Origin of the sequence: Umezawaea sp. NPDC059074 (assembly GCF_042738955.1) — a bacterium.
Taxonomy (GTDB): Bacteria; Actinomycetota; Actinomycetes; order Mycobacteriales; family Pseudonocardiaceae; genus Umezawaea.
The window spans coordinates 23,886-45,107 of sequence record NZ_JBHYHC010000028.1 but is presented as its reverse complement, the minus strand read 5'-3'; the positions used below and the strand labels follow the sequence as shown (position 1 = coordinate 45,107).

17 protein-coding genes are annotated in these 21,222 nt (G+C 71.0%); 12 read left to right on the top strand and 5 right to left on the bottom strand.

Going from position 1 to position 21,222, the window contains the following annotated elements; genetic code table 11:
- Positions 1 to 79: 79 nt before the first annotated feature.
- The 4 genes from ACFWW9_RS15470 to ACFWW9_RS15455 form a co-directional block, all read right to left on the bottom strand.
- Positions 80 to 1,726, bottom strand: coding sequence for a serine hydrolase domain-containing protein (locus tag ACFWW9_RS15470; protein WP_390377119.1), 1,647 nt, complete (start codon positions 1,724 to 1,726; stop codon positions 80 to 82).
- Between the two features lie 8 nt (positions 1,727 to 1,734).
- A complete protein-coding gene (locus tag ACFWW9_RS15465; RefSeq protein WP_390377001.1) occupies positions 1,735 to 2,967 on the bottom strand; it encodes an exo-beta-N-acetylmuramidase NamZ domain-containing protein in 1,233 nt (410 codons plus the stop codon).
- Positions 2,964 to 4,682, bottom strand: a complete 1,719-nt coding sequence (locus ACFWW9_RS15460) for a glycoside hydrolase family 3 protein (RefSeq protein WP_390377116.1) — start codon at positions 4,680 to 4,682, stop codon at positions 2,964 to 2,966. The genes ACFWW9_RS15465 and ACFWW9_RS15460 overlap by 4 nt, the downstream gene beginning before the upstream one ends.
- A 562-nt stretch (positions 4,683 to 5,244) precedes the next feature.
- A complete protein-coding gene (locus ACFWW9_RS15455) occupies positions 5,245 to 6,072 on the bottom strand; it encodes an HAD family hydrolase (protein ID WP_390376998.1) in 828 nt (275 codons plus the stop codon).
- Between the two features lie 470 nt (positions 6,073 to 6,542).
- Between ACFWW9_RS15455 and ssd the strand changes: the two genes are divergently transcribed.
- The 8 genes from ssd to ACFWW9_RS15415 all read left to right on the top strand — a co-directional run bounded on the left by ssd (position 6,543) and on the right by ACFWW9_RS15415 (position 14,129).
- Positions 6,543 to 7,607, top strand: a complete 1,065-nt coding sequence (ssd, locus tag ACFWW9_RS15450) for a septum site-determining protein Ssd (protein WP_390376995.1) — start codon at positions 6,543 to 6,545, stop codon at positions 7,605 to 7,607.
- A gap of 803 nt (positions 7,608 to 8,410) precedes the next feature.
- A complete protein-coding gene (locus tag ACFWW9_RS15445; protein WP_390376992.1) occupies positions 8,411 to 9,598 on the top strand; it encodes a TadA family conjugal transfer-associated ATPase in 1,188 nt (395 codons plus the stop codon).
- Between the two features lie 7 nt (positions 9,599 to 9,605).
- Positions 9,606 to 10,421 carry a type II secretion system F family protein gene (locus ACFWW9_RS15440; RefSeq protein ID WP_390376989.1) on the top strand — a complete coding sequence of 272 codons (816 nt, stop codon included), beginning with the start codon at positions 9,606 to 9,608 and terminating at the stop codon, positions 10,419 to 10,421.
- Complete coding sequence (locus ACFWW9_RS15435) at positions 10,418 to 10,975, top strand: type II secretion system F family protein (protein WP_390376986.1); 558 nt, start codon at positions 10,418 to 10,420, stop codon at positions 10,973 to 10,975. The genes ACFWW9_RS15440 and ACFWW9_RS15435 overlap by 4 nt, the downstream gene beginning before the upstream one ends.
- A 61-nt stretch (positions 10,976 to 11,036) precedes the next feature.
- Positions 11,037 to 11,174, top strand: a complete 138-nt coding sequence (locus ACFWW9_RS15430; protein ID WP_390377113.1) for a DUF4244 domain-containing protein — start codon at positions 11,037 to 11,039, stop codon at positions 11,172 to 11,174.
- Positions 11,171 to 11,524: a TadE family type IV pilus minor pilin gene (locus ACFWW9_RS15425; protein WP_390376984.1), complete on the top strand. Its 354-nt coding sequence runs from the start codon at positions 11,171 to 11,173 to the stop codon at positions 11,522 to 11,524. Before ACFWW9_RS15430 ends, ACFWW9_RS15425 begins: the two co-directional genes overlap by 4 nt.
- 1,362 nt (positions 11,525 to 12,886) lie before the next feature.
- On the top strand, positions 12,887 to 13,219 hold the full coding sequence (locus ACFWW9_RS15420) for an Rv3654c family TadE-like protein (RefSeq protein ID WP_390376981.1): 333 nt from the start codon (positions 12,887 to 12,889) through the stop codon (positions 13,217 to 13,219).
- Between the two features lie 265 nt (positions 13,220 to 13,484).
- Positions 13,485 to 14,129: a bifunctional DNA primase/polymerase gene (locus ACFWW9_RS15415; RefSeq protein ID WP_390376978.1), complete on the top strand. Its 645-nt coding sequence runs from the start codon at positions 13,485 to 13,487 to the stop codon at positions 14,127 to 14,129.
- On the opposite strand, the gene ACFWW9_RS15410 is transcribed toward ACFWW9_RS15415, so the two are convergent.
- Positions 14,099 to 16,522 carry a DEAD/DEAH box helicase gene (locus tag ACFWW9_RS15410; RefSeq protein ID WP_390376975.1) on the bottom strand — a complete coding sequence of 808 codons (2,424 nt, stop codon included), beginning with the start codon at positions 16,520 to 16,522 and terminating at the stop codon, positions 14,099 to 14,101. The genes ACFWW9_RS15415 and ACFWW9_RS15410 overlap by 31 nt on opposite strands.
- A gap of 211 nt (positions 16,523 to 16,733) precedes the next feature.
- On the opposite strand from ACFWW9_RS15410, the gene ACFWW9_RS15405 reads away from it, so the two are divergent.
- From ACFWW9_RS15405 to ACFWW9_RS15390, 4 genes are all read left to right on the top strand, one after another.
- A complete protein-coding gene (locus ACFWW9_RS15405; RefSeq protein ID WP_390376972.1) occupies positions 16,734 to 19,034 on the top strand; it encodes a sodium-translocating pyrophosphatase in 2,301 nt (766 codons plus the stop codon).
- Between the two features lie 112 nt (positions 19,035 to 19,146).
- Entirely contained in the window at positions 19,147 to 19,719 is a 573-nt protein-coding gene (locus ACFWW9_RS15400) for a hypothetical protein (protein ID WP_390376969.1), read from the top strand.
- A 120-nt stretch (positions 19,720 to 19,839) separates the two neighbouring features.
- The gene (locus tag ACFWW9_RS15395; RefSeq protein ID WP_390376966.1) at positions 19,840 to 20,478 is read left to right on the top strand and encodes a hypothetical protein; all 639 of its coding nucleotides are present in this window, start codon (positions 19,840 to 19,842) and stop codon (positions 20,476 to 20,478) included.
- An 85-nt stretch (positions 20,479 to 20,563) separates the two neighbouring features.
- The gene (locus ACFWW9_RS15390) at positions 20,564 to 21,172 is read left to right on the top strand and encodes a hypothetical protein (RefSeq protein ID WP_390376963.1); all 609 of its coding nucleotides are present in this window, start codon (positions 20,564 to 20,566) and stop codon (positions 21,170 to 21,172) included.
- Positions 21,173 to 21,222: the final 50 nt, after the last annotated feature.

Sequence of the window (21,222 nt, the reverse complement as noted above, 5' to 3'; positions counted from 1 at the left end):
TCGGGCAGATTTGTGAGCATTTCTCACCCGAACGGCGTCAGTTCCTCACCGACTGTCCGCGCGTGCTGGCGGACCGTGCTCACCGCGCTGCCGGACGCCAGTCGACCGCCGTCAGCGCCCCCGGATCCCGCTCGGCGTCCAGCAGGGTGCTCCTGCTGCCGAAGACCTTGATCCCGTCCACGTACACGCCTCGCCCGCCGTACCCCGCGCCCCTCACGTAGAGCCACCGGAACCGCGGTCCCTCGGCCGCGACCTCGACCCGCCTCCACGTCCTGGTCCCGGTTCCGGTCAACGTCCTGAGGTCCCGCCACGTGGTGCCGTCGCCGGACTGGAGCACGACGCTGTCGCCCTCGTCGAGGTCGACGAACGCGTCGAACGAGACGCGGCGCGCGCCGGGCAGGTCGCCGGTCGTGAGCGTCGCGCCGGTCAGGGCGGGGGTCCACGCGTCGGGGCCGTGCTGCGGGCGGACGGCGAGCGCCTTCGCGAGACCGTCCGCGACGGCCCGGCGCGCGGGGTTGATGGAGCCCCAGTCGCGGGAGGGGTGCACGCGGTTGGTCAGGAGGATGGCGATGGACCGCGACATCGGGTCGAGCACGAGTGTCGTGCCGGTGAAGCCCGTGTGCCCCGCCGTGCGAGGAGAAGCGAGAGCGCCCATGTACCAGCGCTGGTCCAGCTCGAACCCGAGTCCGTGCGAGTCGCCGGGGAATTCGGTGTTGAAGTTCGTCAGCATCAGCTCGACGGTCTTCGGCCGGAGGATCCGGTGGCCGTTGTACGTGCCGCCGTTGAGGATCGCCTGGCCGAGCACGGCGAGGTCGCGCGCGGTGGAGAACACGCCCGCGTGGCCCGCGACGCCGCCCAGCGACCAGGCGTTCTCGTCGTGCACCTGGCCGCGCACCATGCCGCGGCCCGCGTTGGCCTCGAACTCCGTCGCGGCGATCCGGTCGAGCTTGCTCGCGGGCGGGTTGTACCCGGTGTCGACGAGACCGAGGGGACGGGTGATCCCGTTGCGCACCAGCTGGTCCAGCGGCGCCCCGCTCACCCGGTGGACCAGCTCGCCCAGGGTGATCAGGTTCAGGTCGGAGTAGGTGTAGGTCGAGCCCGGCGGGGTCTTCGGCGCGACGTCCATGACGGCCTTGATCCGCGACGGGACGTCCGGCCACTGCTGCCACAGCGGCAGGAACGGCTCCAGGCCGGAGGTGTGGGTGAGGAGCTGCTCGACGGTGATGGCCTCCTTGCCGTTCACGCCGAACTCCGGCAGGTACCGCGCCACGGGCTGGTCCACCCGCACCCGACCCGCCTCGACCTGCTGCATGACCGCGATGGAGGTGAACAGCTTCGAGATCGACGCGAGGTCGAAGATCGTGTCCTCGGCCATCGGAACCCGTTGCTCGACGGGGAGTTCGGTGCCCTTGGCGTCGGAGTAGCGGACGGCCCAGCCGGTCGGCTGGTGGGCGACGACCTTGCCGTCGTGCGCCAGGAGCGTCACCGCGCCCGCGAACAGCGGGTGCCCGCTCGAGTTCGGCTCGGTGTACTGGCGCACCTGCTCCAGCGCGGCGTCGATCGGCGCGCGGTCCAGGCCCGCGTCACCGGCGCGCAGCGTGGTCCACGTCGGCGCGAAACCGGTGTGCGGGCGGTCGAACCGGCCGGTCGACGGGTCCGCGTGGGCGGGGAGGGCGGTCATGGCTACCAGGGTGGCGGTGGTGACGAGCAGGGCGGGCAGGCGCATCGTGGTCCTCACCGGTAGTGGAGGTACGGACTTCTGGTGCGGCGGAACGCGGTCAGCTCGGCTTCCCAGGCCCCGACGACCTCGTCGACGCCCGCGCCGGCGTCGACCGTGCGGCGCAGGCGGTCCGAGCCGCTGAGGTTGTCGATCCAGTTGTCGGGCCGCCAGCCGAACAGCGCGGGGTAGAGGGAGCGAGCGGTCACGATCATCGCGACGGCGGCGCGGATCGCGTCGAACCTCCGCGGGTCGGTGAGGTGCAGGGCCACCCCGCCGCAGGACTTGCCGACGAACTTGCCGAACGTGGGGGAGAAGTAGGTCTCGCGGAAGCGCACGCCGGGCAGCGCCAGCTCGTTGAGGCGCTCGGCCCACCGCCAGTCGACGTCCGGCGCGCCGACGGTCTCGAACGGCCGGGTCGTGCCGCGGCCCTCGGAGAAGAGCGTGCCCTCGAACAGGCACGTGCCGGGGTAGACCAGCGCGGTGTCCTGCGTGGGCATGTTCGGGCTCGGCGGCGTCCACGGCAGACCGGTCGCCAGGTCGGCCCGTCGCCATCCCTGTGCCCACACGACGTCCAGGCTGCTGAGCCTGCCGCCGTCGGACGGCAGGAACTCCCCGTCGAACAGCCGGGCCAGCTCGCCGACCGTCATCCCGTGCTGCTGGACGATCGGCTTGCGGCCGACGCCGGTGGCGTACGCGGGGTCGAGCTGCGGGCCCCTCGCCGTGCCGCCGACCGGGTTCGGGCGGTCGAGGACGAGGAATGCCGCGCCGGTCGTGGCGGCTGCCTGCATCGCCGTGTAAAGGGACCAGATGTAGGTGTAGAAGCGCGCGCCGACGTCCGCGATGTCGAAGACGACCGTGTCCACGTCGGCCTTGCGGAACAGCGCGGCCAGCTGGGCGGCGTTCTTGCCGTAGGCGTCGTAGACGGGCAGGCCGGTGCGCGGGTCGGCGTAGTCGCCCTCCGAGCCGCCCGCCTGGGCCGTGCCGCGGAAACCGTGCTCGGGCCCGAACACCGCCTGGGGGCGGATGCCCGCTGCGACCATGGAGTCGACCACGTGGGTCTGGTCGACCAGAACGCCGGTCGGGTTGGTGAGGACGCCGACCCGCTTCCCGCAAAGCCGTCGCCAGCCGTCCCGCGCCAAGGCCTCGGCGCCGGTGGTGACCGTCGTGGACGCTGCCGCGGGCCGGTCGGCCAGCGCCACCGCGGGCACGGCCAGCGCGCCCGCCTGGAGCAGGAGCCTGCGCCTCACCAGGTGACGCCGTGGCCGAGCGGGTAGCGCGTCGGGCCCGGCACCTCGACCGGCAGCGTCCCCTTCGGACCCGCCTCGCCGTAGAGCACCTTGGCCAGCGACTCCATCGACCCGAGGCCGTAGGAGAAGGTGGCCAGCCACGTCGGCGCGTCGTACCCGACGTCGTACGGGTTCTGCACGGCCACCGCGACCACCGGTTTCCCGGTCGCCCGGAGCCTGGCGAGCAGCGCCTGCTGCGCGGGCTGCTTGCTCAGCGAGTTCGTGAGCAGGACGACGACCCCGGCGCCTGCGGCCGCCTGTTCCGCCGCGGCGATCTGCGCCTCCGTCGGGGCGCTGCCGGTGGGGAGCGCGGTGGTGGCCGTGCCGCGAGCGGTCAACCGGTCGGCGAGCAGCCGGGTCGTGGTGTCGCCCCAGCCCGTGACCAGCGCGGACGTCGGCTTCGAGCGCAGCGGCAGCACGCCGTCGGCGTTGCGGACCACGGTCGTCGTGCGGTCGGTGATCCGCTGGGCGGTGGCCAGGTTCGCCGGGGTGCCGACCGTGCGGGCCACCGCGTTCACGTCGACCAGGGGGCTGGTGAGCATCCCGCGCAGGAGCTTCATCCGCAGCACCCGCAGCACGCTCTGGTCGATGCGGCGTTCGGTGAGCTCACCGCTGCGCACGGCGTTGACGACGCTGGTGATGGCCAGTTCCAGGTTGACCGGCATCAGCAGCTGGTCGACGCCCGCCTTGAGGGCGAGCACCGGGATCTCCGCGTCGGGGTGCAGCATGCGCACGCCCTCCATCTCCAGCGAGTCGGTGATGACCACGCCGTCGTAGTGCAGCTCGTTGCGCAGCAGACCCGTGACGACGGGCGCGGACAACGTCGCGGGCTCGCCGGACGGGTCGATCCGAGGGGTCTGGATGTGCGCGGTCATGATCGAGTCGATGCCCGCCGCGATGGCCGCGCGGAACGGCGGCGCGTCGACCTGCCGCCACTGCTCCACGGTCCGGTCCACCACCGGCAGGCTCGTGTGGCTGTCCTCGGACGTGTCGCCGTGACCGGGGAAGTGCTTCGCCGTCGCGGATACGGCACCCCGCGCGAGGTAGCGCTGCTGGTAGCCGCGCACCTGGGCGGCCGCCATGTCCGAGGTCAACCGGGGATCGCTGGAGTACGAGCGCACGCCGATGACGGGGTTCACCGGGTTCGAGTTCACGTCCGCGTCCGGCGCGAAGTCCTGGGTGATCCCCATGGCCCGCAGCTCGTTCGCGGTGATCGTGGCGGCCTTCTGGGCGTCCGCCGTCGACCGGCCCGCGCCCAGCGCCATGTTGCCGGGGAACTGCGTGGCCGGAGCGCCGATGCGGGTGACGATGCCCATTTCCTGGTCGGTGGAGATCGCCAGCGGAATGCGGCTCCCCGAGCCCATCGCGGCGCGCTGCAAACCGTTCGAAAGAGCGGCGACCTGCTGCGGGGTGTCGATGTTGTCGCGGGTGGAGTTGTTGAAGTAGATGACCCCGCCGGGGTGGAACTTCGCGACCACCTGAGCCGGGGTGTCGACACCGAAGTTCGCCTTGTTGACCGGGTTCACCTCGTCGGGTGACTGCCCGTTCAGGTAGGTCACGAAGAGCTGACCGACCTTTTCCTCCAACGACATGCCGCGCACGAGCGTGGAGATGTTCTGCGCTGACGTGGAATCCGGCGCCGCGGTCGCGGAGAGCGGAACGCACAGCGCCGTCATGACCAGCACGACGGCGGCCAACGGATGTCCGACCCGGCCCACGAGAGCCTCCCCAGGCGTGTTTCCCACAACTATCCGGACATATTCGCAAGTTACTCACGACGTGCGAGCCGGTCAACGGGTGGGTATTTTGCCTCGCCCTGGGGAATCGGGCCGGACGAAAAAGGGCGGGGACCCCGGCACTTTCGTGCGGGGTCCCCGCCAACAGCACGGGCCTTCGAGTTACCAAGCGTGCAACTCGTGCCGTATCACCATGGCCTCGGCGTCCGGCGTCCCAGTACGCAGGCCCTTGACGGCAAGCCTCCCGCGGCGTGCTGCGCGTGGGTGCTCGAAGTCCGTGCACGGAGCTCTGCCGGGGTGAACGCCGCTTCTCTTCCGCTTCGTCCCTGGCCGACCCGAAGTCCGCACCTCCATTTGTAGACCGTGTGCCGCGTCACAGCAAGGCCTCGGAAGGGTGCACCGGTCAAGCCACGTTCAGTAGCGAAAGTTGGTTGATCTCAGGGGTTTCCGGCTCCGGTACCGCTGATCGGGCGGAGGACGTCACCCACCCGATTCGCGGCGCTCAGCTACGCCTGCGACGCCGCATCCCGTACCAGGCGACGCCCGCCGCGGCGGCCGCGCCGAGCCCGATCGCGGTGACCGCGACGGCCGTGCCCGACGGCGTGGGGATGCGCGCGCGGAGCGACACCGGGTCGGAGAACGTGAGGACGGGCCACCCGCGTTGCGCGGCGACCTTCCGCAGGGCGCGGTCCGGGTTCACCACCGTCGGGTGACCGACGGCCTCCAGCAGCGGCAGGTCCGTGACGGAATCCGAGTACGCGAAGCAGTCCTCGAGGTCGTAGCCGTGCTGCTGCGCGAGCTGCTTGACGGCGATGGCCTTGTTCTCGCCCGCGCAGTAGAAGTCGATCTCACCGGAGTAGCGGCCGTCGGCGATGACCATCCGGGTGCCGACGCTGTGCGTCGCGCCGACCATGTCGGAGATCGGTGCCACCAGCTCCTCACCGGACGCCGACACGACGACCACGTCGTGGCCCTCGGCCTTGTGGTCGGTGATCAGCTGGGTGGCTTCCTTGTAGACCAGGGGATCCACGATGTCGTGCAGGGTCTCGGCGACGATCGACCTGATCTGCTCGACGTCCCACCCCTCGCAGAGCGCGGTGATGTGCGACCGCATCCTGTCCATCTGGTCCGCGTCCGCGCCCGCGAGCATGAACACGAACTGCGCGTAGGCGCTCTTGAGCACAGCGCGCCGGTTGATCAGACCTTCTTGGAAGAACGGGCGGCTGAACGCCAACGTGCTCGACTTGGCGATGACCGTCTTGTCCAGGTCGAAGAACGCGGCGACTCGGGTGCCTTGTGCGGGGGCTTCGCCGCTGCCGGGATCGGTCACGCCGCCAGTTTAGGGGGTGCGTTCCCGAAGGGCGTTTCGCTCGTTGACGAAAGTGCTGTGCGCCGGACGACGGAAATTCCTCGTGTCCTCCAACGGAAGACGAGCACCGGTCAAGGTTCTGGGGATACAGTGGTGCGGTCCGGTTCTACCGGACCGGTTCAGTCCGACCCCCCGGGACTGAACCACCGACGACCCCCGTCCCTCCCCCCTGGCGGGGGTCGTCCCATGTCCGGGGTCAGGTGGACGGCCGGTTTCCCGGCCCTTTCCGCGTTCTGCTCGCGGCGTTCGAAGCCCAACCTCCCAGCCTCTCGCACGGCACCGACAAAGCCGGATTTCCGCCTCCGACTTGTCCACAACCCCACCGGTTGTCCACATCTCGATCTTGCTCGCTTGTGGCTTTCCTCACGACAGCCGACCGTTGACCCCGGACCAAGACCGGTCCGAACGAGTCGACAGGGAGGTGAGCCGGAGTGGAAGCGAATCGACCCGTGGCCCTGGTCGGCGACGAGTTGCTGCTGGACGACCTGCTCCGCCTGGCAGCGGCGGCGGGCTGCGAACTGGACCGCGTCCCGGACGCGGCGGCCTTGCGCACCAGGTGGAAGACCGCTCCGGCGGTCCTGCTGGACGAGTGGGGCGCCTTCGAGTGCGGCCTCTTGGACCTCCCACGCCGCACCGGCGTCTACCTGGTCAGCACCGGAACCCCGTCACCGGCCGTGTGGCCGACAGCGGTCGCCCTGGGCCTGGACCGCGTGGTCGAACTCCCCGCCGCCGAACACTGGCTGGCGGGCGCACTGGCCGACCTCGCCGAAGGCCCACCCAGCACCGACGGCCGAGTAGTGGTGCTCCTGGGCGGCCGTGGAGGCGCAGGAGCCTCAGTCCTGGCCGCGGCGGTTGGTCAAGCCGTCCTCACCTCGGGCAGCCAAGGCCTCCTCATCGACTGCGACCCCCTGGGTGGTGGCCTCGACCTGACCTTGGGCACCGAGGCCACCGAAGGCCCTCGCTGGCCCGAACTCCACCTCACCGGCGGCCGAGTAGCCGCCTCGGCACTGCACGCCGCCCTCCCCGGCAGAACCGCGAAACACGGCCGCCTCACCGTCCTCTCCTGCGCAAGAGAAGGCCACGGCCCAGAACCGGACGCCGTGGCAGCCGTGGTCGAAGCAGGCCGCAGGGCAGGCGAAACAGTCATCTGCGACCTCCCACGTCACCTCACCGACGCGGCACGGGCAGCACTGGACCGAGCCGACCTGGCCGTCCTGGTGGTCCCAGCGGAAGTCCGCGCGGGCGTAGCGGCCAAACGCGTGGCCCACCACATCACCGAACGAGGCGTGACCATCGCCCTCGTAGTCCGCACCCCAGGCCCAACAGGCCTGCACCCCAAGGAAATAGCCACGGCCCTAGGCCTTCCCCTGCTCACCACCATGCGCCCAGAACCAGGCCTGGTAACAGCCCTGGACCGAGGCAACTTCCCCCACAACACCAGAGGCCCACTAGCCAAAACCGCAAAAACCATCCTCACCGCCTTACACGCCACCTAGCCCCCACCCACTTACCTGGCTGGCCGTAGTCAGCCATCTACACCCATAACCGGCTGGCCCCAGCTGCCACTTGCTCAACTGCTCAGTTCCCACCTGACCAGTCCTGGCCTGCCCACCCTTGGACCCGCCGCCCGCTCTCATCTCTGCTTTCGCTCGCCCTACTCGCTTGCCCCCACCCAGGTTTCCAACCAGCTTTCGCACTTACCGCCTGTCCGCCCTCATCCCGCCTACCGGCCCACTCGCCAGCCGCCACTTCTGATCCGCCCGCCTGACTCGCCTGCCACTCAGGGTCATCCCGCCGACACCCCCAACCCCAAGCTCCAGTCGCGACTCCGCCACAGCCCTGTCCACTCAGCCGCCCTAGTCCCAGCCCACCTCCCTCCAACCGGCACCGCTCTCATCCCCAGGCAGCCCCCACTCTCTCCTGTCAGCCGACCGGTCTCGCTTCCCTCTGCGGGCCTTCAACCTCCAAGCCCCCCAACGAATCCGGTCCCCGGCTCACGCGCTCCTCCGTCTCCCGCAACCCGCACCCGCTGGGACCGCCTCAGCTGGCCCCACCAGAGTCCCTGCCCCCTGCGGTCCACATTTCCCAGCCCCCTGGTGCTTCCCACCCATCCGTCCTCTTCGGCCTGCCCACCAACAGATCCCCCTCACTCCTCCCGAATTCCGTCAGCCCTCGCCTTACCCAGACCAAGTCGACATCGCGCCCGACGCCCCCGACCGTCGCCGCGATCCGTCGACCTCCCCGCCGGTCGGGCGGCCACCCGTCCCGCCCGACCGGCCCTAAACCCCGAGGACCCCCCATGACCGCAGACCTCGTCGAACGTGTCCGCCGCCGTCTGGCCGTAGGCCGAGCGGAGCTGACCCCGGCGGCCGTCGCCGAAGCCGTCCGCGAGGAAGCGGGTGGTGTCCTGGGCGACGCTGAAGTCCTGTCCGCCTTGACGTTGCTGCGTCAGGAGTTCGTCGGCGCGGGCCCGTTGGACCCGCTCCTCGCCGACCCCGACACCACGGACGTCCTCGTCACCGGCCCCACGGAGGTCTGGGCCGACGGCGCGCAAGGCTTGCGCCGCACCGCGATCACGTTCCCCGACGAGGCCGCCGTCCGCAGGCTCGCTCAACGGCTGGCCGTCGCCGCCGGCCGCCGTCTCGACGAGGCCGTTCCGCACGTCGACGGCTGGCTCCCCGGTTCCGGCCCGTCAGGCCGGATCCGCCTGCACGCCGTCCTCCCGCCGATCGCCGCCTCCGGCACCTGCCTGTCCCTGCGCGTCCTCCGCCCGGCGGTCCACGACCTCGACGAACTCCAGGCCCGCGGCACCTTCGACGCCCCGATCGCCGCCCTCCTCCGCGACATCGTCCACACCAGACTCGCCTTCCTCGTCGTCGGCGGAACCGGCTCCGGCAAGACGACCCTCCTGGCCGCCCTGCTCGGCTGCGTCCCGCACACCGAACGCGTCCTCTGCGTCGAGGACGCGGGCGAACTCCAACCGAACCACCCGCAGGTGATCCGCCTGATCGCCCGCCCGGCCAACATCGAGGGCGCCGGCGAGGTCCCCGTCCGCGAACTGGTCCGCCAGGCCCTCCGCATGCGTCCCGACCGCATCGTCGTCGGCGAGGTCCGCGGAGCCGAGGTCTGCGACCTGCTCGCCACGCTCAACACCGGCCACGACGGCGGCGCGGGCACCCTGCACGCCAACTCGCCGACCGAGGTCCCGGCCCGCCTGGAAGCACTGGCCGCCCTGGGCGGTCTCAACCGCGCCGCCCTGCACAGCCAGTTGGCCGCCGCCGTGCAGGTCGTCCTCCACATGCGCCGCGCTCCGGACGGCGCCAGACGCCTGGCCGAGATCGCCGTCTTCCACCGCACCGCGACGACCCTCACGGTCCGCACCGCCTGGCACCACGAACACGGCCGCCAACAGGCCTGGCCCGCCCTGCGATCCCTGCTCGGCCACCCTGAACGCCCTGTCGACCCGACCCGCCGACCAGCGAGGTGAGTCAGCCATGACCCTGCCCGATTCACCCGCCGTGCCCCTGGCAATCCTGGCCGCGGCTCTCCTCCTGCTCCCGGCCACCACGTCAACCCGCCGACTCCGCGCCCTGGGACCACCCCGATCCCGCCACTCACCCCGCCCTCGCCGCTCGTTCCTGGTCCTCGCGACCTGCGTGGTCGTCGGCTTCCTGGCGGGCCCGGTCGCACTCCTCGCGACCGCGATGGTCGCCACCGTGATCTGGCGCGGCGTCCGCTCACGCGCGAACCAGCGATCCCGCCTGACCGCCACCTCCGCGATCGCAGACGGCCTGGCGGCCTTCGTCTCGGAACTCAAAGCGGGCGCTCACCCCGCCGCAGCGGCGGCAGGTGCCGCGCAGGACGCCGAGGAACCGGCCACCACTGTCCTGACCGGAATAGCCTCGACCGCCCGCCTCGGCGGCGACGTCACCACAGCTCTGAACACCATGTCCCGAGCGAAACCCGACCTGACCTCGGCACTGGGACCACTGGCCCGCGCGTGGCGACTGTCCGACCAGCACGGCGTTCCCCTGGCCGAAACCCTGGACGCCGTGCGCCGCGACCTCGAACGCCGCGTCACGTTCGCGGGCCAGCTCAAAGCCCGGATGGCAGGCCCGCAAGCCAGCGCGTCGGTACTGGCGGGCCTCCCGCTGTTCGGCATCGCGCTCGGCGAGTTGAGCGGCGCTCACCCCCTCCACGTCCTGACCTCGACCACAGCGGGCCAAGCCCTCCTGCTCCTGGGCGCACTGCTCGTCTGCGCCGGTCTGCTGTGGAGCGCCAGGTTGACCGACCAGGCGGCCCGCCCATGACCTTCTTCCTCCTGGCCTTGGCGCTGCTGACGTTCCCCTCGCCACCGCCGGTGCTCCACCGCCTCATCCCGCCGAACCCCAAACCGGCACGCCCGACCCCACCGCCAGCCGACGACCCGCTGTCCGTGGCCGCGAGCTGGGACCTCCTGGCCGCCTGCCTCAGAACCGGCCTGCCGGTGGCGAGCGCCGTCCACGCCGTCGTCGACGGCCTGTCACCTCCAGCGGCCACAGCGCTCAGCCAGGTAGGAGCCCTGCTCGCCTTGGGCGCGGACCCCGTGACCGCCTGGGCCCCAGCCCTGGCCAACGACACGACGGCACCGCTGGCCCGAGGTGCCCGCCGAACCGCCCGCTCAGGCGCGGCCCTGGCGACGTTGGCCTCGAACCTGGCCGCCCGCGTCCGCGACCAGATGGCCGACCAAGCCGAGGCCCGAGCCCAACGGGCGGCCGTCCTGGTGGCAGCCCCGCTCGCCGCCTGTTTCCTCCCGGCGTTCCTCTGCCTGGGAGTCCTGCCGGTCGTCATCGGCCTGGCAGGCCGTTTCACCGCGACCTGGTGACCAACCGAAGGAGCCCACCGTGCACCAGACCATCCGCGAAGCCCTCCAAGGCGACGACGGAATGACCACCGCCGAGTACGCGATCGGAACTCTCGCGGCAGCGGCCTTGGCGACCGCCCTCTACGTGCTGCTCAGCAGCGACGTCATCACCCAACTACTCCGAGACCTGGTCCAGAAGGCCTTCGCGGTGGGCGGATGACCCCACCCCGCCGCTGCCGCTCCCCGAACGACAGCGGAATGGTCACGGTCGAAGCCGCCATCGCGATCTTCGCCATGGTCTTCGTCCTCACACTGTGCGCCGCGGCGATCACAACGGTCGTCAACCACCTCCGCTGCACCGACGCGGCCCGCGAAGCCGCCCGCCTGCTAGCCCGCGGCGAACCGGACCGCGCCACCGCACTGGCCCACACCATCGCCCCAGCCAACGCCACCGTGAAGATCAACACCAACAACGACGACATCGAGGTGGAGATCTCCGCCCCCAGCCCACTCCCCGGCCTCCACCTGACAGCAAGGGCCTATTCAGTCCTGGAACCAACCGCCCCCTGACCCCGAACCGCCCGATCGGTCTGCCACCAGAAAGGAGAACGCACAAGAGATACAGAGAAGGGCAAACACCCAACCAAGATCAACACCGCTCCGGAGGCCTCGGCGAAGCTGACGCACCCAGCACCCAGCACCCAGCACCCAGCACCCAGCACCGACCACCGACCACCGACCACCGACCACCGACCACCGGCCGCCGGGCTGCTGGCTGCGGGTACTTGGCGGCAGACACCGGCCACCGAGCTCCGGCCACCGGGCTGCGGGCAGCGGGCGGCGGGCGGCGGGCGGCTGCGGCTGGCGGCAGACACTGGCCACCGAGCACCGAGCACCGAGCACCGGCCACCGAGCTGCGGGCTGCGGGCACTTGGCGGCAGACACCGGGCTATGGGCAGCGGGCTATGGGCAGCGGGCTGTGGGCAGCGGGCAGTGGGCTGTGGGTGGCGAGCAGCGGCAGCGGGTGGGTAGCGGGCGGCGGGCAGCGGCGGCGGGCGGCAGACACCGGGCCGTGGGTGGCAGGCAGCAAGCAGCGGGTGGCGGGCAGGGGGTGGCGGGCAGGGGGTGGCGGGCAGGGGGTGGCGGGCAGTCGGCCGCAGGTGATGGGTGATGGGTGGTGGGCAGCGGCAGTGGGCGTGGGCATCGGGCGGTGGCGGTGGGCGGTGGGTCGCCGGTTGGTTAGTTTTTGTTCCAGTGCCGCCTGCCGCTGCCCAACGCTGGCCAAGGCGTGGGCCGTTGGTCAACCTTTCGACAAGAGGGGCCGGGAGTCTCGCGCTGAGGCGTAGTTGTCATCGAGGTGGCTGCTGGTTGAAGGCGATGGCTGTGGCCGTCGGTGGACCGTCCGGCCTGCGACAGGGCAGTTGTTGACCGGTGGTCAACAACTTCATCTGGGTGCGTCCGGTGATCCGGCGCTAGGCGGGAGTCATGCGGGTGCAGTTGTCCCCATGGCTGCTGAGCAAACGCGGCTGAAGCTGCTGTCGGTGGGCCGGTGACGACGTGGTTTGCCGTAGGGCAGGGGTGGACCGGTGGTCAATGCCTGTTCATAGGTCCTGGTGGGGCGTTGGTCGAGTGGTCGCTGCCATCAGGGGGACCGCCGGTCGGACTGGCGGCTGAGTGGTTGTTGACCGCCTGTCCTGTCGCAGGCGCGTGTGGACCTGCGGTCAACAGCTGTTGGGCTGGGTGGTTGCCGTCACCGGGAAAGGGTGGTGGTTGTGGCCGCTTGTCCTGTCGCGGGATGGGTGGACCGGTGGTCCGGCAACCAGGACAGGAAGGTCGTGTGTGGGAGGTGGCCGGGAGTCGTAGAAGGAGGCGTGGTGGAGGGAGAAGTAGTGCAAGGGGAGTGGTGGAGGTGTGGTGGAGGGAGGAGCAGGGGTGGATGACCGGGGGTCCGCGACGGTGTTCGGGGTTGTGGGGATTGCGGTGGTGGTTGGGGTCGTTGCTGTTTGTCTTCAGGTGGGTGGGGTGGTGGTGCGGCGGCATGAGATCGGGGCTGCTGCTGATCTGGCCGCGGTGGCCGCTGCCGCTCATCTCCCCGATGGGGTGGCTGTGGCCTGTGGCCGGGCGCGGTGGGTGGTCGAGCGGATGGGTGAGCGGTTGGGCGGGTGTGCGGTGAGCGGTTGGGAGGTGATCGTGGCGGTGGAAGGGGACGTTTCCGTGTTCGGGCCGCTGAGCGTTCGTGCGCGGGCCGGTCCGGCTGAAGGGTGAAGTGGGGGTGGACGCGGTGAACGGTCATCCATCCACGGTGAGCGGACTCACATGCGGGGTCTGGTCGCTCTCAGCTGGCTCTCAGGGTTCGGTCGGCAGTTCTGCCGCCCGGTGGCCGGGCTTCGTTCGCCGTGCCATTCCGACCAGTTGTCGACGGGGAGTTACATCCGGTGCGGCTCATGCCGTTAATTGGAGTAGCGGCACCGACACGGTGTCTGACAACACCGACACAGTGTCAGTGTTCACGAGTTGGAGGCGACAGAGCATGGAGTGGTCGGATAGCTGGCGCGGGGCCTTCCGCATCGAGCTGCGGGCAGAGGCGGTCGGCCTCGCGTGGCACGGGTGGCCTGTGCTGCCGGGCACCTATCCGGCCGGTTCGCAGAGCGGCTCGGTCCAGTGGGCCGGGCGCGGCGGGGTCGACACCGACGGGCCGGTGCCGGTGCACCGCGACTGGCAGGAGCGCATCGGCACGAAGCCGGAGCAGGTCGCGGCGTGGTGGACCGGTCGGTCGTACAGCGTGCTCGGTGCCACGGGCCACGTGTTCGACGCGATCGAGGTCGGCGCGGACCTGGGGCGGCGGGCCGCGATGGCCCTGCGCACCATCGGGCTGCCGGTGCCGATCGTCGCGACCCCCGCGGGCGCCTGGATGTTCCTGGTCGAGTCCGGCCAGGTCCTGCGCGCCGACCTGGCCGCGCACGACGACGTCCGCCTCTACGGCAAGGGCGAGTACATCGCCCTGCCGCCGTCGCCGGTCCAGCACGGTGTCGTGCACTGGCGGGTCAAGCCGCAGATCTGCGGCTGGAACCTGCCGGTGTCGCGGATCGTGCAGGACGCGCTCGTCGAGGCGATCCAGATGCCCTCGCTGTTCGAGGCCGGCGCTCAGCGGCTCGTCGCCGCGGAGCGGGGCTGACCCACAGGCTGGCCGTCCTGGGTGCTGTTGGTTCTCTCCCCGACAACCCCGAGAACAGTGCCCAGGACGGCCATTCCACCAGCTTTGTCCAGCGGTTCGTTGCCGTTGCCGCACTTCGGCGACTGAACGCAGGACGGGCAACCAGCCGGACACGCACACGAAGCGATCGCTTCCCGAGTAGCGACCAACCAGGGGATCACAGCGGCGAAGCCGCGGTCGGCGAATCCGGCCCCTCCTGGATGACCGTCGTGCACGAACACCGTCGCCTCCCCGGTGTCCGCGTGCAGTGCGGTCGACACACCGCCGATGTCCCAGCGGTCACAGGTCGCGAAGAGCGGTAGCAGGCCGATCGCCGCGTGTTCGGCGGCGTGCAGCGCACCGGGGACGCGCGCGGGATCCAGACCCGCGCCCCCCGGTGCGCTGCTCGCCAACAACTCCTCCGACACCGTGTACCAAACTGCCCTGGTGAGCAGCACCTGCTCCGGCATGTCCAACGGCACCTGGTCGATCACCTGCCCGGACGGCAGCCGCCGCAGGTATCCGACGACCTGGGACGTCACCTCCACCTCGCCGAGGCACACCGAGACGCCGTCGTAGTCCCGCCGCTCCACCGTGTTCACCACGGTGATGTCGACCGTCTCGCGCGCCATCGTCGACCAGTCCGGGCGGGCGGCGTGCACGAGCGCCAACCCCTGCTCCAGGTCCAAGTTGTCGACGAGATACGACTCGCCCTGGTGCAGGTACACGGCTCCCTGGTGGACCGAGCGGTGCGCCGCGCCCGGATCGACGGTGCCGAGCATCCGGCCGGAGTCCGCTTCCACGACGACCACCTGGTCGCCGCCGGAGCCGCGGATGTCGACGTCGGCGTGCGGGCGGTCGTGCGACGCCCAGTACCAGCCGTTCGGCCTGCGCCGCAGCAGTTTGCGCTCCACCAGGTCCGCCAGCACCGGGCGCGCGGCGTCGCCGCCGAAGTCCGCCAGGCCCTCCTCGGTCAGGGGTAACTCCGCCGCCGCGCACGCCAGGTGCGGGGCCAGGACGTACGGGTTGGTCGGGTCGAGGACCGTGGCCTCGATCGGGCGGTCGAACACGGCGGGCGGGTTGTGCACCAGGTACGTGTCCAGCGGGTCGTCACGGGCGACGAACACCACCAGCGCGTTGTCGCCGGTGCGGCCCGCGCGGCCCGCCTGCTGCCAGAACGACGCCAGCGTGCCGGGGAAACCGGCCACCACCACGGCGTCCAGGCCCGCGATGTCGACACCCAGTTCCAGCGCGTTCGTCGTCGCCACGCCGAGCAGTTCGCCGCTGGACAGCTTGCGCTCCAACGCCCTGCGCTCCTCGGGCAGGTAGCCGCCGCGGTACGCGGCCACCCGGCCCGGCAGCGAACCGTCCACTTCGGACAGTATCCGCTGCGCGCCCAGCGCCGTCAGCTCCGCGCCGACGCGGGAGCGCACGAAAGCCAGTGACCGCGCGCCTTCCACCACCAGGTCCGCCAGGATGCGGGACGTCTCGGCGCCCGCCGAGCGGCGGACCGGCGCGCCGTTCTCGCCCGCGAAGTCCTCCAGCAGCGGCGGTTCCCACAGCGCCACCGTGCGGGCGGCGCGCGGGGAGCCGTCCTCCGTCACGGCCGCGCACTCGGCGCCCAGCAGCCTGCCCGCGGAGACGGCGGGGTTCGTGACCGTCGCCGACGCCAGCACGAACACCGGGTCGGCCCCGTACTTGCGCGCCATCCGGCGCAGGCGGCGCAGCAGCAGGGCCACGTGCGAGCCGAACACCCCGCGGTAGGAGTGGCACTCGTCGACCACCACGTACTTGAGCCGCTTGAACAGCCGGATCCACCGGGTGTGGTTCGGCAGGATGCCGCGGTGCAGCATGTCCGGGTTCGTGAACACCCAGTTCGCGTACGCCCGGACCCAGTCGCGCTCGGCCATCGGCGTGTCGCCGTCGAACGACGACGCGTGCACGCCGGGCACCGCCAGCCCCTCGACGGACCGCAGCTGGTCCGCGCCGAGCGCCTTCGTCGGCGACAGGTACAGCGCGGTGGCGCGCGGGTCCGTCGACAACGCCGTCAGCACCGGCAACTGGTAGGCCAGCGACTTGCCGGACGCCGTGCCCGTCGCCAGCACCACGTTGCGCCCCGACCAGGCGATCTCGGCCGCCTCGACCTGGTGCCGCCACGGCCGTTCGACGCCGCACGCCCGCACGGAGTCGATCACCGGCTGGGCGGCCCACGACGGCCACTGGGCCAACCGAGCGGCGCGACGTGGCATATCGGTGACGTGCGTGAGCGGCGTTTCCCCGCTGGGCACTCCGGCGAGCACCCGGTCCAGCAGTCGGCGTCCCTGGTCGGCCACGGTCGGCAGCTTCGCACACGGCACCGACAGTTCTGGCACCATCGGGGCACCGACCACCGCTTCCTGCGTAGATAACGGTGTGTGCACGGATCGGGACGGATCGTTGCAGGGTTGCGGCCTATGAATAGACTCCGCCGAATCGCATCCAATGAGGGATGCATCACGTGGTGTCGGGGCTGACGCGCGGTTGGCCGGTTCGAGGGCGCGACGAGATGCGGTCCCCTGTTGGGCAGAACACTCACCAGGAGGACGGATGTCCCGGCAATTCCTCGCGGAGGGCCTTGAACTCTCCGGAGGTGATCGCGGCGTTGTCGCCGTGATCGCCGTGGTCGCCCTGGCAGCCCTTGCCGTCGGCTACGTACTGCTCAGGGAGGTGCTGGCCGCGGGCCAGGGCACCCCCAAGATGCAGGAAATCGCCAAGGCGGTCCAAGAGGGCGCAGCGGCTTACCTCAACAGGCAGTTCCGCACGCTCGCACCCTTCGTGGTGATCGTTTTCGTCCTGCTGTTCGCGCTACCGGCCGACGACCTGAACGAGCGGATCGGCCGGTCCCTGTTCTTCATCTTCGGCGCGGTCTTCTCGGCCAGCATCGGCTACCTCGGCATGTGGCTGTCGACCCGCGCGAACGTGCGCGTCGCGGCCGCGTCCAAGGAGGAGGGCGGACGGGAGAAGGCGACCCGGATCGCGTTCCGCACCGGTGGCGTCGTCGGCATGATGACCGTCGGCCTCGGCCTGTTCGGCGCGGCCGTCGTCGTGCTGGTCTACGCGGGCCAGGCCCCGAAGGTCCTCGAGGGCTTCGGGTTCGGCGCGGCGCTGCTGGCCATGTTCATGCGCGTCGGCGGCGGCATCTTCACCAAGGCCGCCGACGTCGGCGCCGACCTGGTCGGCAAGGTGGAGCAGGGCATCCCCGAGGACGACCCGCGCAACGCCGCCACGATCGCCGACAACGTCGGCGACAACGTGGGCGACTGCGCGGGCATGGCGGCGGACCTCTTCGAGTCCTACGCCGTGATGCTCGTCGCCTCGCTGATCCTCGGCACCGCCGCGTTCGGCGCGCAGGGCCTGCTGTTCCCGCTGATCGTCCCCGCCATCGGTGTCGTCACCGCCGTCATCGGCGTCTACACCACCAAGGCCAGGACCGGCGAGAACGGCCTGTCGGCGATCAACCGCGCGTTCTACATCTCCGCGGTGATCTCCGCGGTGCTGTGCACCGTGGCGGCGTTCACCTACCTGCCCAGCTCGTTCGCGAACCTGGACGGCGTGTCGGACGAGATCAAGGGCACCAGCGGCAACCCGGCGCTGATCGCGGCCATCGCCGTGATCATCGGCATCGTGCTCGCGGGCATCATCCTCTGGCTGACCGGCTACTACACCGGCACCGAGCACAAGCCCGTCAAGGAGGTCGGCCGCACCTCGCTGACCGGCGCCGCGACGGTCATCCTGTCCGGCATCTCGGTCGGTTTCGAGTCGGCGGTCTACACCGCGCTGGTGATCGGCGCGGCCGTGTACGGCGCGTTCCTGCTGTCCGGCTCGGTCGTCGTGGCGCTGTTCGCCGTGGCACTGGCCGGTTGCGGTCTGCTCACCACGGTCGGCGTCATCGTCGCCATGGACACGTTCGGCCCGGTCAGCGACAACGCCCAGGGCATCGCCGAGATGTCGGGCGACGTCGACGGCGAGGCCGCGCAGATCCTCACCGAGCTGGACGCGGTGGGCAACACCACCAAGGCCATCACCAAGGGCATCGCGATCGCGACCGCCGTGCTCGCCGCGACGGCGCTGTTCGGCTCCTACAAGGACGCGATCACGCAGTCGCTCGGCAAGGTCGGGGCGGGCTTCGACAACGCCGACTTCGTCGCGTTCACGCCGAACGTGCTGGTCGGTCTGATCATCGGCTCGGCCGTGGTGTTCATGTTCTCCGGTCTCGCGGTCAACGCCGTGACCAGGGCCGCGGGCGCCATCGTGTTCGAGGTGCGCCGCCAGTTCCGGGAGAACCCGGGCATCATGGACTACTCGGTGAAGCCCGAGTACGGCAAGGTCGTCGACATCTGCACCAAGGACTCGCTGCGCGAGCTGGCCACCCCCGGCCTGCTCGCCGTGCTGGCCCCGATCGCCGTCGGCTTCGGCCTCGGCGTCGGCCCGCTGGCGGGCTACCTGGCAGGCGCGATCGCGACCGGCACGCTGATGGCGGTGTTCCTGGCCAACTCCGGTGGCGCGTGGGACAACGCGAAGAAGCTGGTCGAGGACGGCAACCACGGTGGCAAGGGCTCCGACGCCCACGCCGCGACGGTCATCGGCGACACGGTCGGCGACCCGTTCAAGGACACCGCGGGCCCGGCCATCAACCCGCTGATCAAGGTGATGAACCTGGTGTCGGTGCTCATCGCGCCCGCCATCGTCACGTTCTCCATCGGCGCGGACGCCTCCACCGGCATCCGGCTGACGATCGCCGTCGTCGCGGTGGCGATCATCGTGGCGGCCGTCGTGATCTCCAAGCGCCGCGGCACCGCGATCTCGGACAGCCCGGCGGAGACCGTGGCCAACGGCGCCGCCCAGTAGCGAGCCGCTGAACCGCTGGACAAGGGCGCGTTCGGGTCTTCACCGACCCGGACGCGCCCTTTCGGTTCACACTGGTCGGGTAACCGCGACCCGATCCAGGGAGTTGTTGGACATGAGGCTCAGCCTCGCCGCGCTGCTCGCCGCCTCGGCGCTCGTCGCCGGGTGCACGTCGGGCGGCGGTGGTTCGACCGGCCCGTCGTCGTCCGCGCCGACCGCCGACCCGGCGGTCGCGTACGTGGACAAGGTGTGCGCGGCGGCGTCCGGGTTCACCGCGATGGCCAAGTCCCCGCCCAAGCTCGACGCGACCGACCCGGTCAAGCTCAAGGCCGACATGAGCGCCTACATGGGGCAGCTCGCGGACGCGTTCGGGAAGTCCGCCGCCGACCTGCGGGCCGTCGGGCCGTCGCCGGTCGCGGGGGGCGACGAGCAGGTCGCCAAGATGGCCGACGCCTACGACGGGGTAACGAAGGTGTTCACCGACGCGAAAGCGAAGGTGGAGCAGGCCGACGCGGCCGATCCCAGCGGCGGCCTCCAGGCCGCCGGTGAAGCCATCGCGAAGCTCACCGAGTTCGCCGAGCCGCTGAAGGACCTGCAGACCAGCCCCGAACTGCTGGCGGCGGCCGAGAAGGCGCCGAAGTGCCAGGCGCTCCGCGAACCCGCGGCCGCCCCCACGACCACGTCCTGAGCACGGATCTCGATTCGGGCACGAGACGCCGAACGGCGCAAAACCGCATCCGAGTGGACCAGCGGGGGAGTAGGTTCCCCCCTCATCTCCGCTCGACTCGATTTGAACTGGGAGTTGCTCATGAGGCACCGCCTCGCCGTGGTCGGCGTCTTCGCCACCGCCGTCCTTGCCCTGACCGCGTGCGGCAGCCAGACCGCGGGCACGGCCTCCGGCACCGGCACCGGCTCGACCAGCAGCGGCACGTCCTCGTCCTCGTCCAAGGCCGCCGCCGGTGGCGACGAGACCGTGGCGTGGATCGACCAGGTCTGCGGCGCGAGCCTCGACGTCATCAAGACGCTCTCCACCGAGCCGACGCTCGACCAGACCGACCCGGCGAAGATGCAGACGCAGTTCGCCGCGTGGCTCGGCGAGGGCTCCACGGCGGTGGACGGCGCGATCAAGAAGCTCAACGACCTGAAGAAGGGTCCGCACCCGGACTCCGAGAAGCTGGCTGGCAGCGCTGCGGACATCTTCGGGCAGCTCAAGACCGCTCTCGACAAGGCCAAGACCGGCGTCGAGGCCGCGAACCCGCAGGACCCGGCGTCGATCGCCGCCGCGTTCACGCAGGTCGCGACGGACATGCAGGCCGTGGCGAAGGTCGGGGAGGACTTCGACGGCGTCCTCGTCCGCTCGAACCTGGCCGAGGCCGAGAAGAAGGCCCCGAACTGCAAGGCCATCGACGGCGCGACCGGGTCGACGTCCTCCACGCCGACCTCCTGATCCGCGTCCGGCGCCGCGCGGGTGTGAACGCCCGCGCGGCGTTCGGCAGCTGACACAGGTCGAACAGGTGTTCTACGCTCCGCGTGTGGGGCAACTGTCCTTCTACTCCGCCGAGGCGCGCCAACCGGGGGTTGGGGACCTGGCGGGCCTGCTGTGCGGGCCCGGCCAGGCGATGGGCTTCGGGCGGGGCACGGCGGCCCGCGTGTCGGTCGTCGTCCCGACCCGAGGGCGGGCCTCCGCGCTCGCCGGCGAGTGCGCCCGGCGGGGCGTGGTGGCCGAGATCGCACCCGTGGAGGAGAGCGGCGCGCTGGTCCGCACGGCGTTTCGCGCGGATCTCACCCGTTTGGCCGCCGACTGGCTTCGCGGGGGCGCGGCCAAGGCGGTGCCGTCGGAGTTCGAACTGGACGGGGCGGTGCTCCGGTTCTGGGCCCTGGTGTCGGGCGGACGGCTCGACTCGGCGTACGCGCTGGGGCTCGACCCGGAGGCCCCGGAAACGCACGAACCCCTGCGTGCGGCCTTGATCAGCTCCGGATTGCCGTCGACGCTCGCGGCCGGGCCCGACGGCGGACCGGTGCTCCGGGTGATCGGCAGGCGCAGGCTCGCGAGGCTCGCGGAACTGGTCGGGGAGCCGCCGGACGGGGTGGCGGAAGTGGACTGGCCGACCGGTTCGCCGGGTCCTCCCAACGGGCGATAGAGGGCGGTTGTGTCACCCTGTCCGCACCAGGCCCGCTCAGCGGGGCTGGT

Coding starts and splice junctions, on each gene's coding strand:
- ACFWW9_RS15400 (WP_390376969.1), top strand. CDS start 19,147: ATGAGGCTCAGCCTCGCCGCGCTGCTCGCCGCCTCGGCGCTCGTCGCC.
- ACFWW9_RS15430 (WP_390377113.1), top strand. CDS start 11,037: ATGACCACCGCCGAGTACGCGATCGGAACTCTCGCGGCAGCGGCCTTG.
- ACFWW9_RS15405 (WP_390376972.1), top strand. CDS start 16,734: ATGTCCCGGCAATTCCTCGCGGAGGGCCTTGAACTCTCCGGAGGTGAT.
- ACFWW9_RS15415 (WP_390376978.1), top strand. CDS start 13,485: ATGGAGTGGTCGGATAGCTGGCGCGGGGCCTTCCGCATCGAGCTGCGG.
- ACFWW9_RS15435 (WP_390376986.1), top strand. CDS start 10,418: ATGACCTTCTTCCTCCTGGCCTTGGCGCTGCTGACGTTCCCCTCGCCA.
- ACFWW9_RS15425 (WP_390376984.1), top strand. CDS start 11,171: ATGACCCCACCCCGCCGCTGCCGCTCCCCGAACGACAGCGGAATGGTC.
- ACFWW9_RS15440 (WP_390376989.1), top strand. CDS start 9,606: ATGACCCTGCCCGATTCACCCGCCGTGCCCCTGGCAATCCTGGCCGCG.
- ACFWW9_RS15410 (WP_390376975.1), bottom strand. CDS start 16,522: ATGGTGCCAGAACTGTCGGTGCCGTGTGCGAAGCTGCCGACCGTGGCC.
- ACFWW9_RS15445 (WP_390376992.1), top strand. CDS start 8,411: ATGACCGCAGACCTCGTCGAACGTGTCCGCCGCCGTCTGGCCGTAGGC.
- ACFWW9_RS15395 (WP_390376966.1), top strand. CDS start 19,840: ATGAGGCACCGCCTCGCCGTGGTCGGCGTCTTCGCCACCGCCGTCCTT.
- ACFWW9_RS15470 (WP_390377119.1), bottom strand. CDS start 1,726: ATGCGCCTGCCCGCCCTGCTCGTCACCACCGCCACCCTGGTAGCCATG.
- ACFWW9_RS15460 (WP_390377116.1), bottom strand. CDS start 4,682: ATGACGGCGCTGTGCGTTCCGCTCTCCGCGACCGCGGCGCCGGATTCC.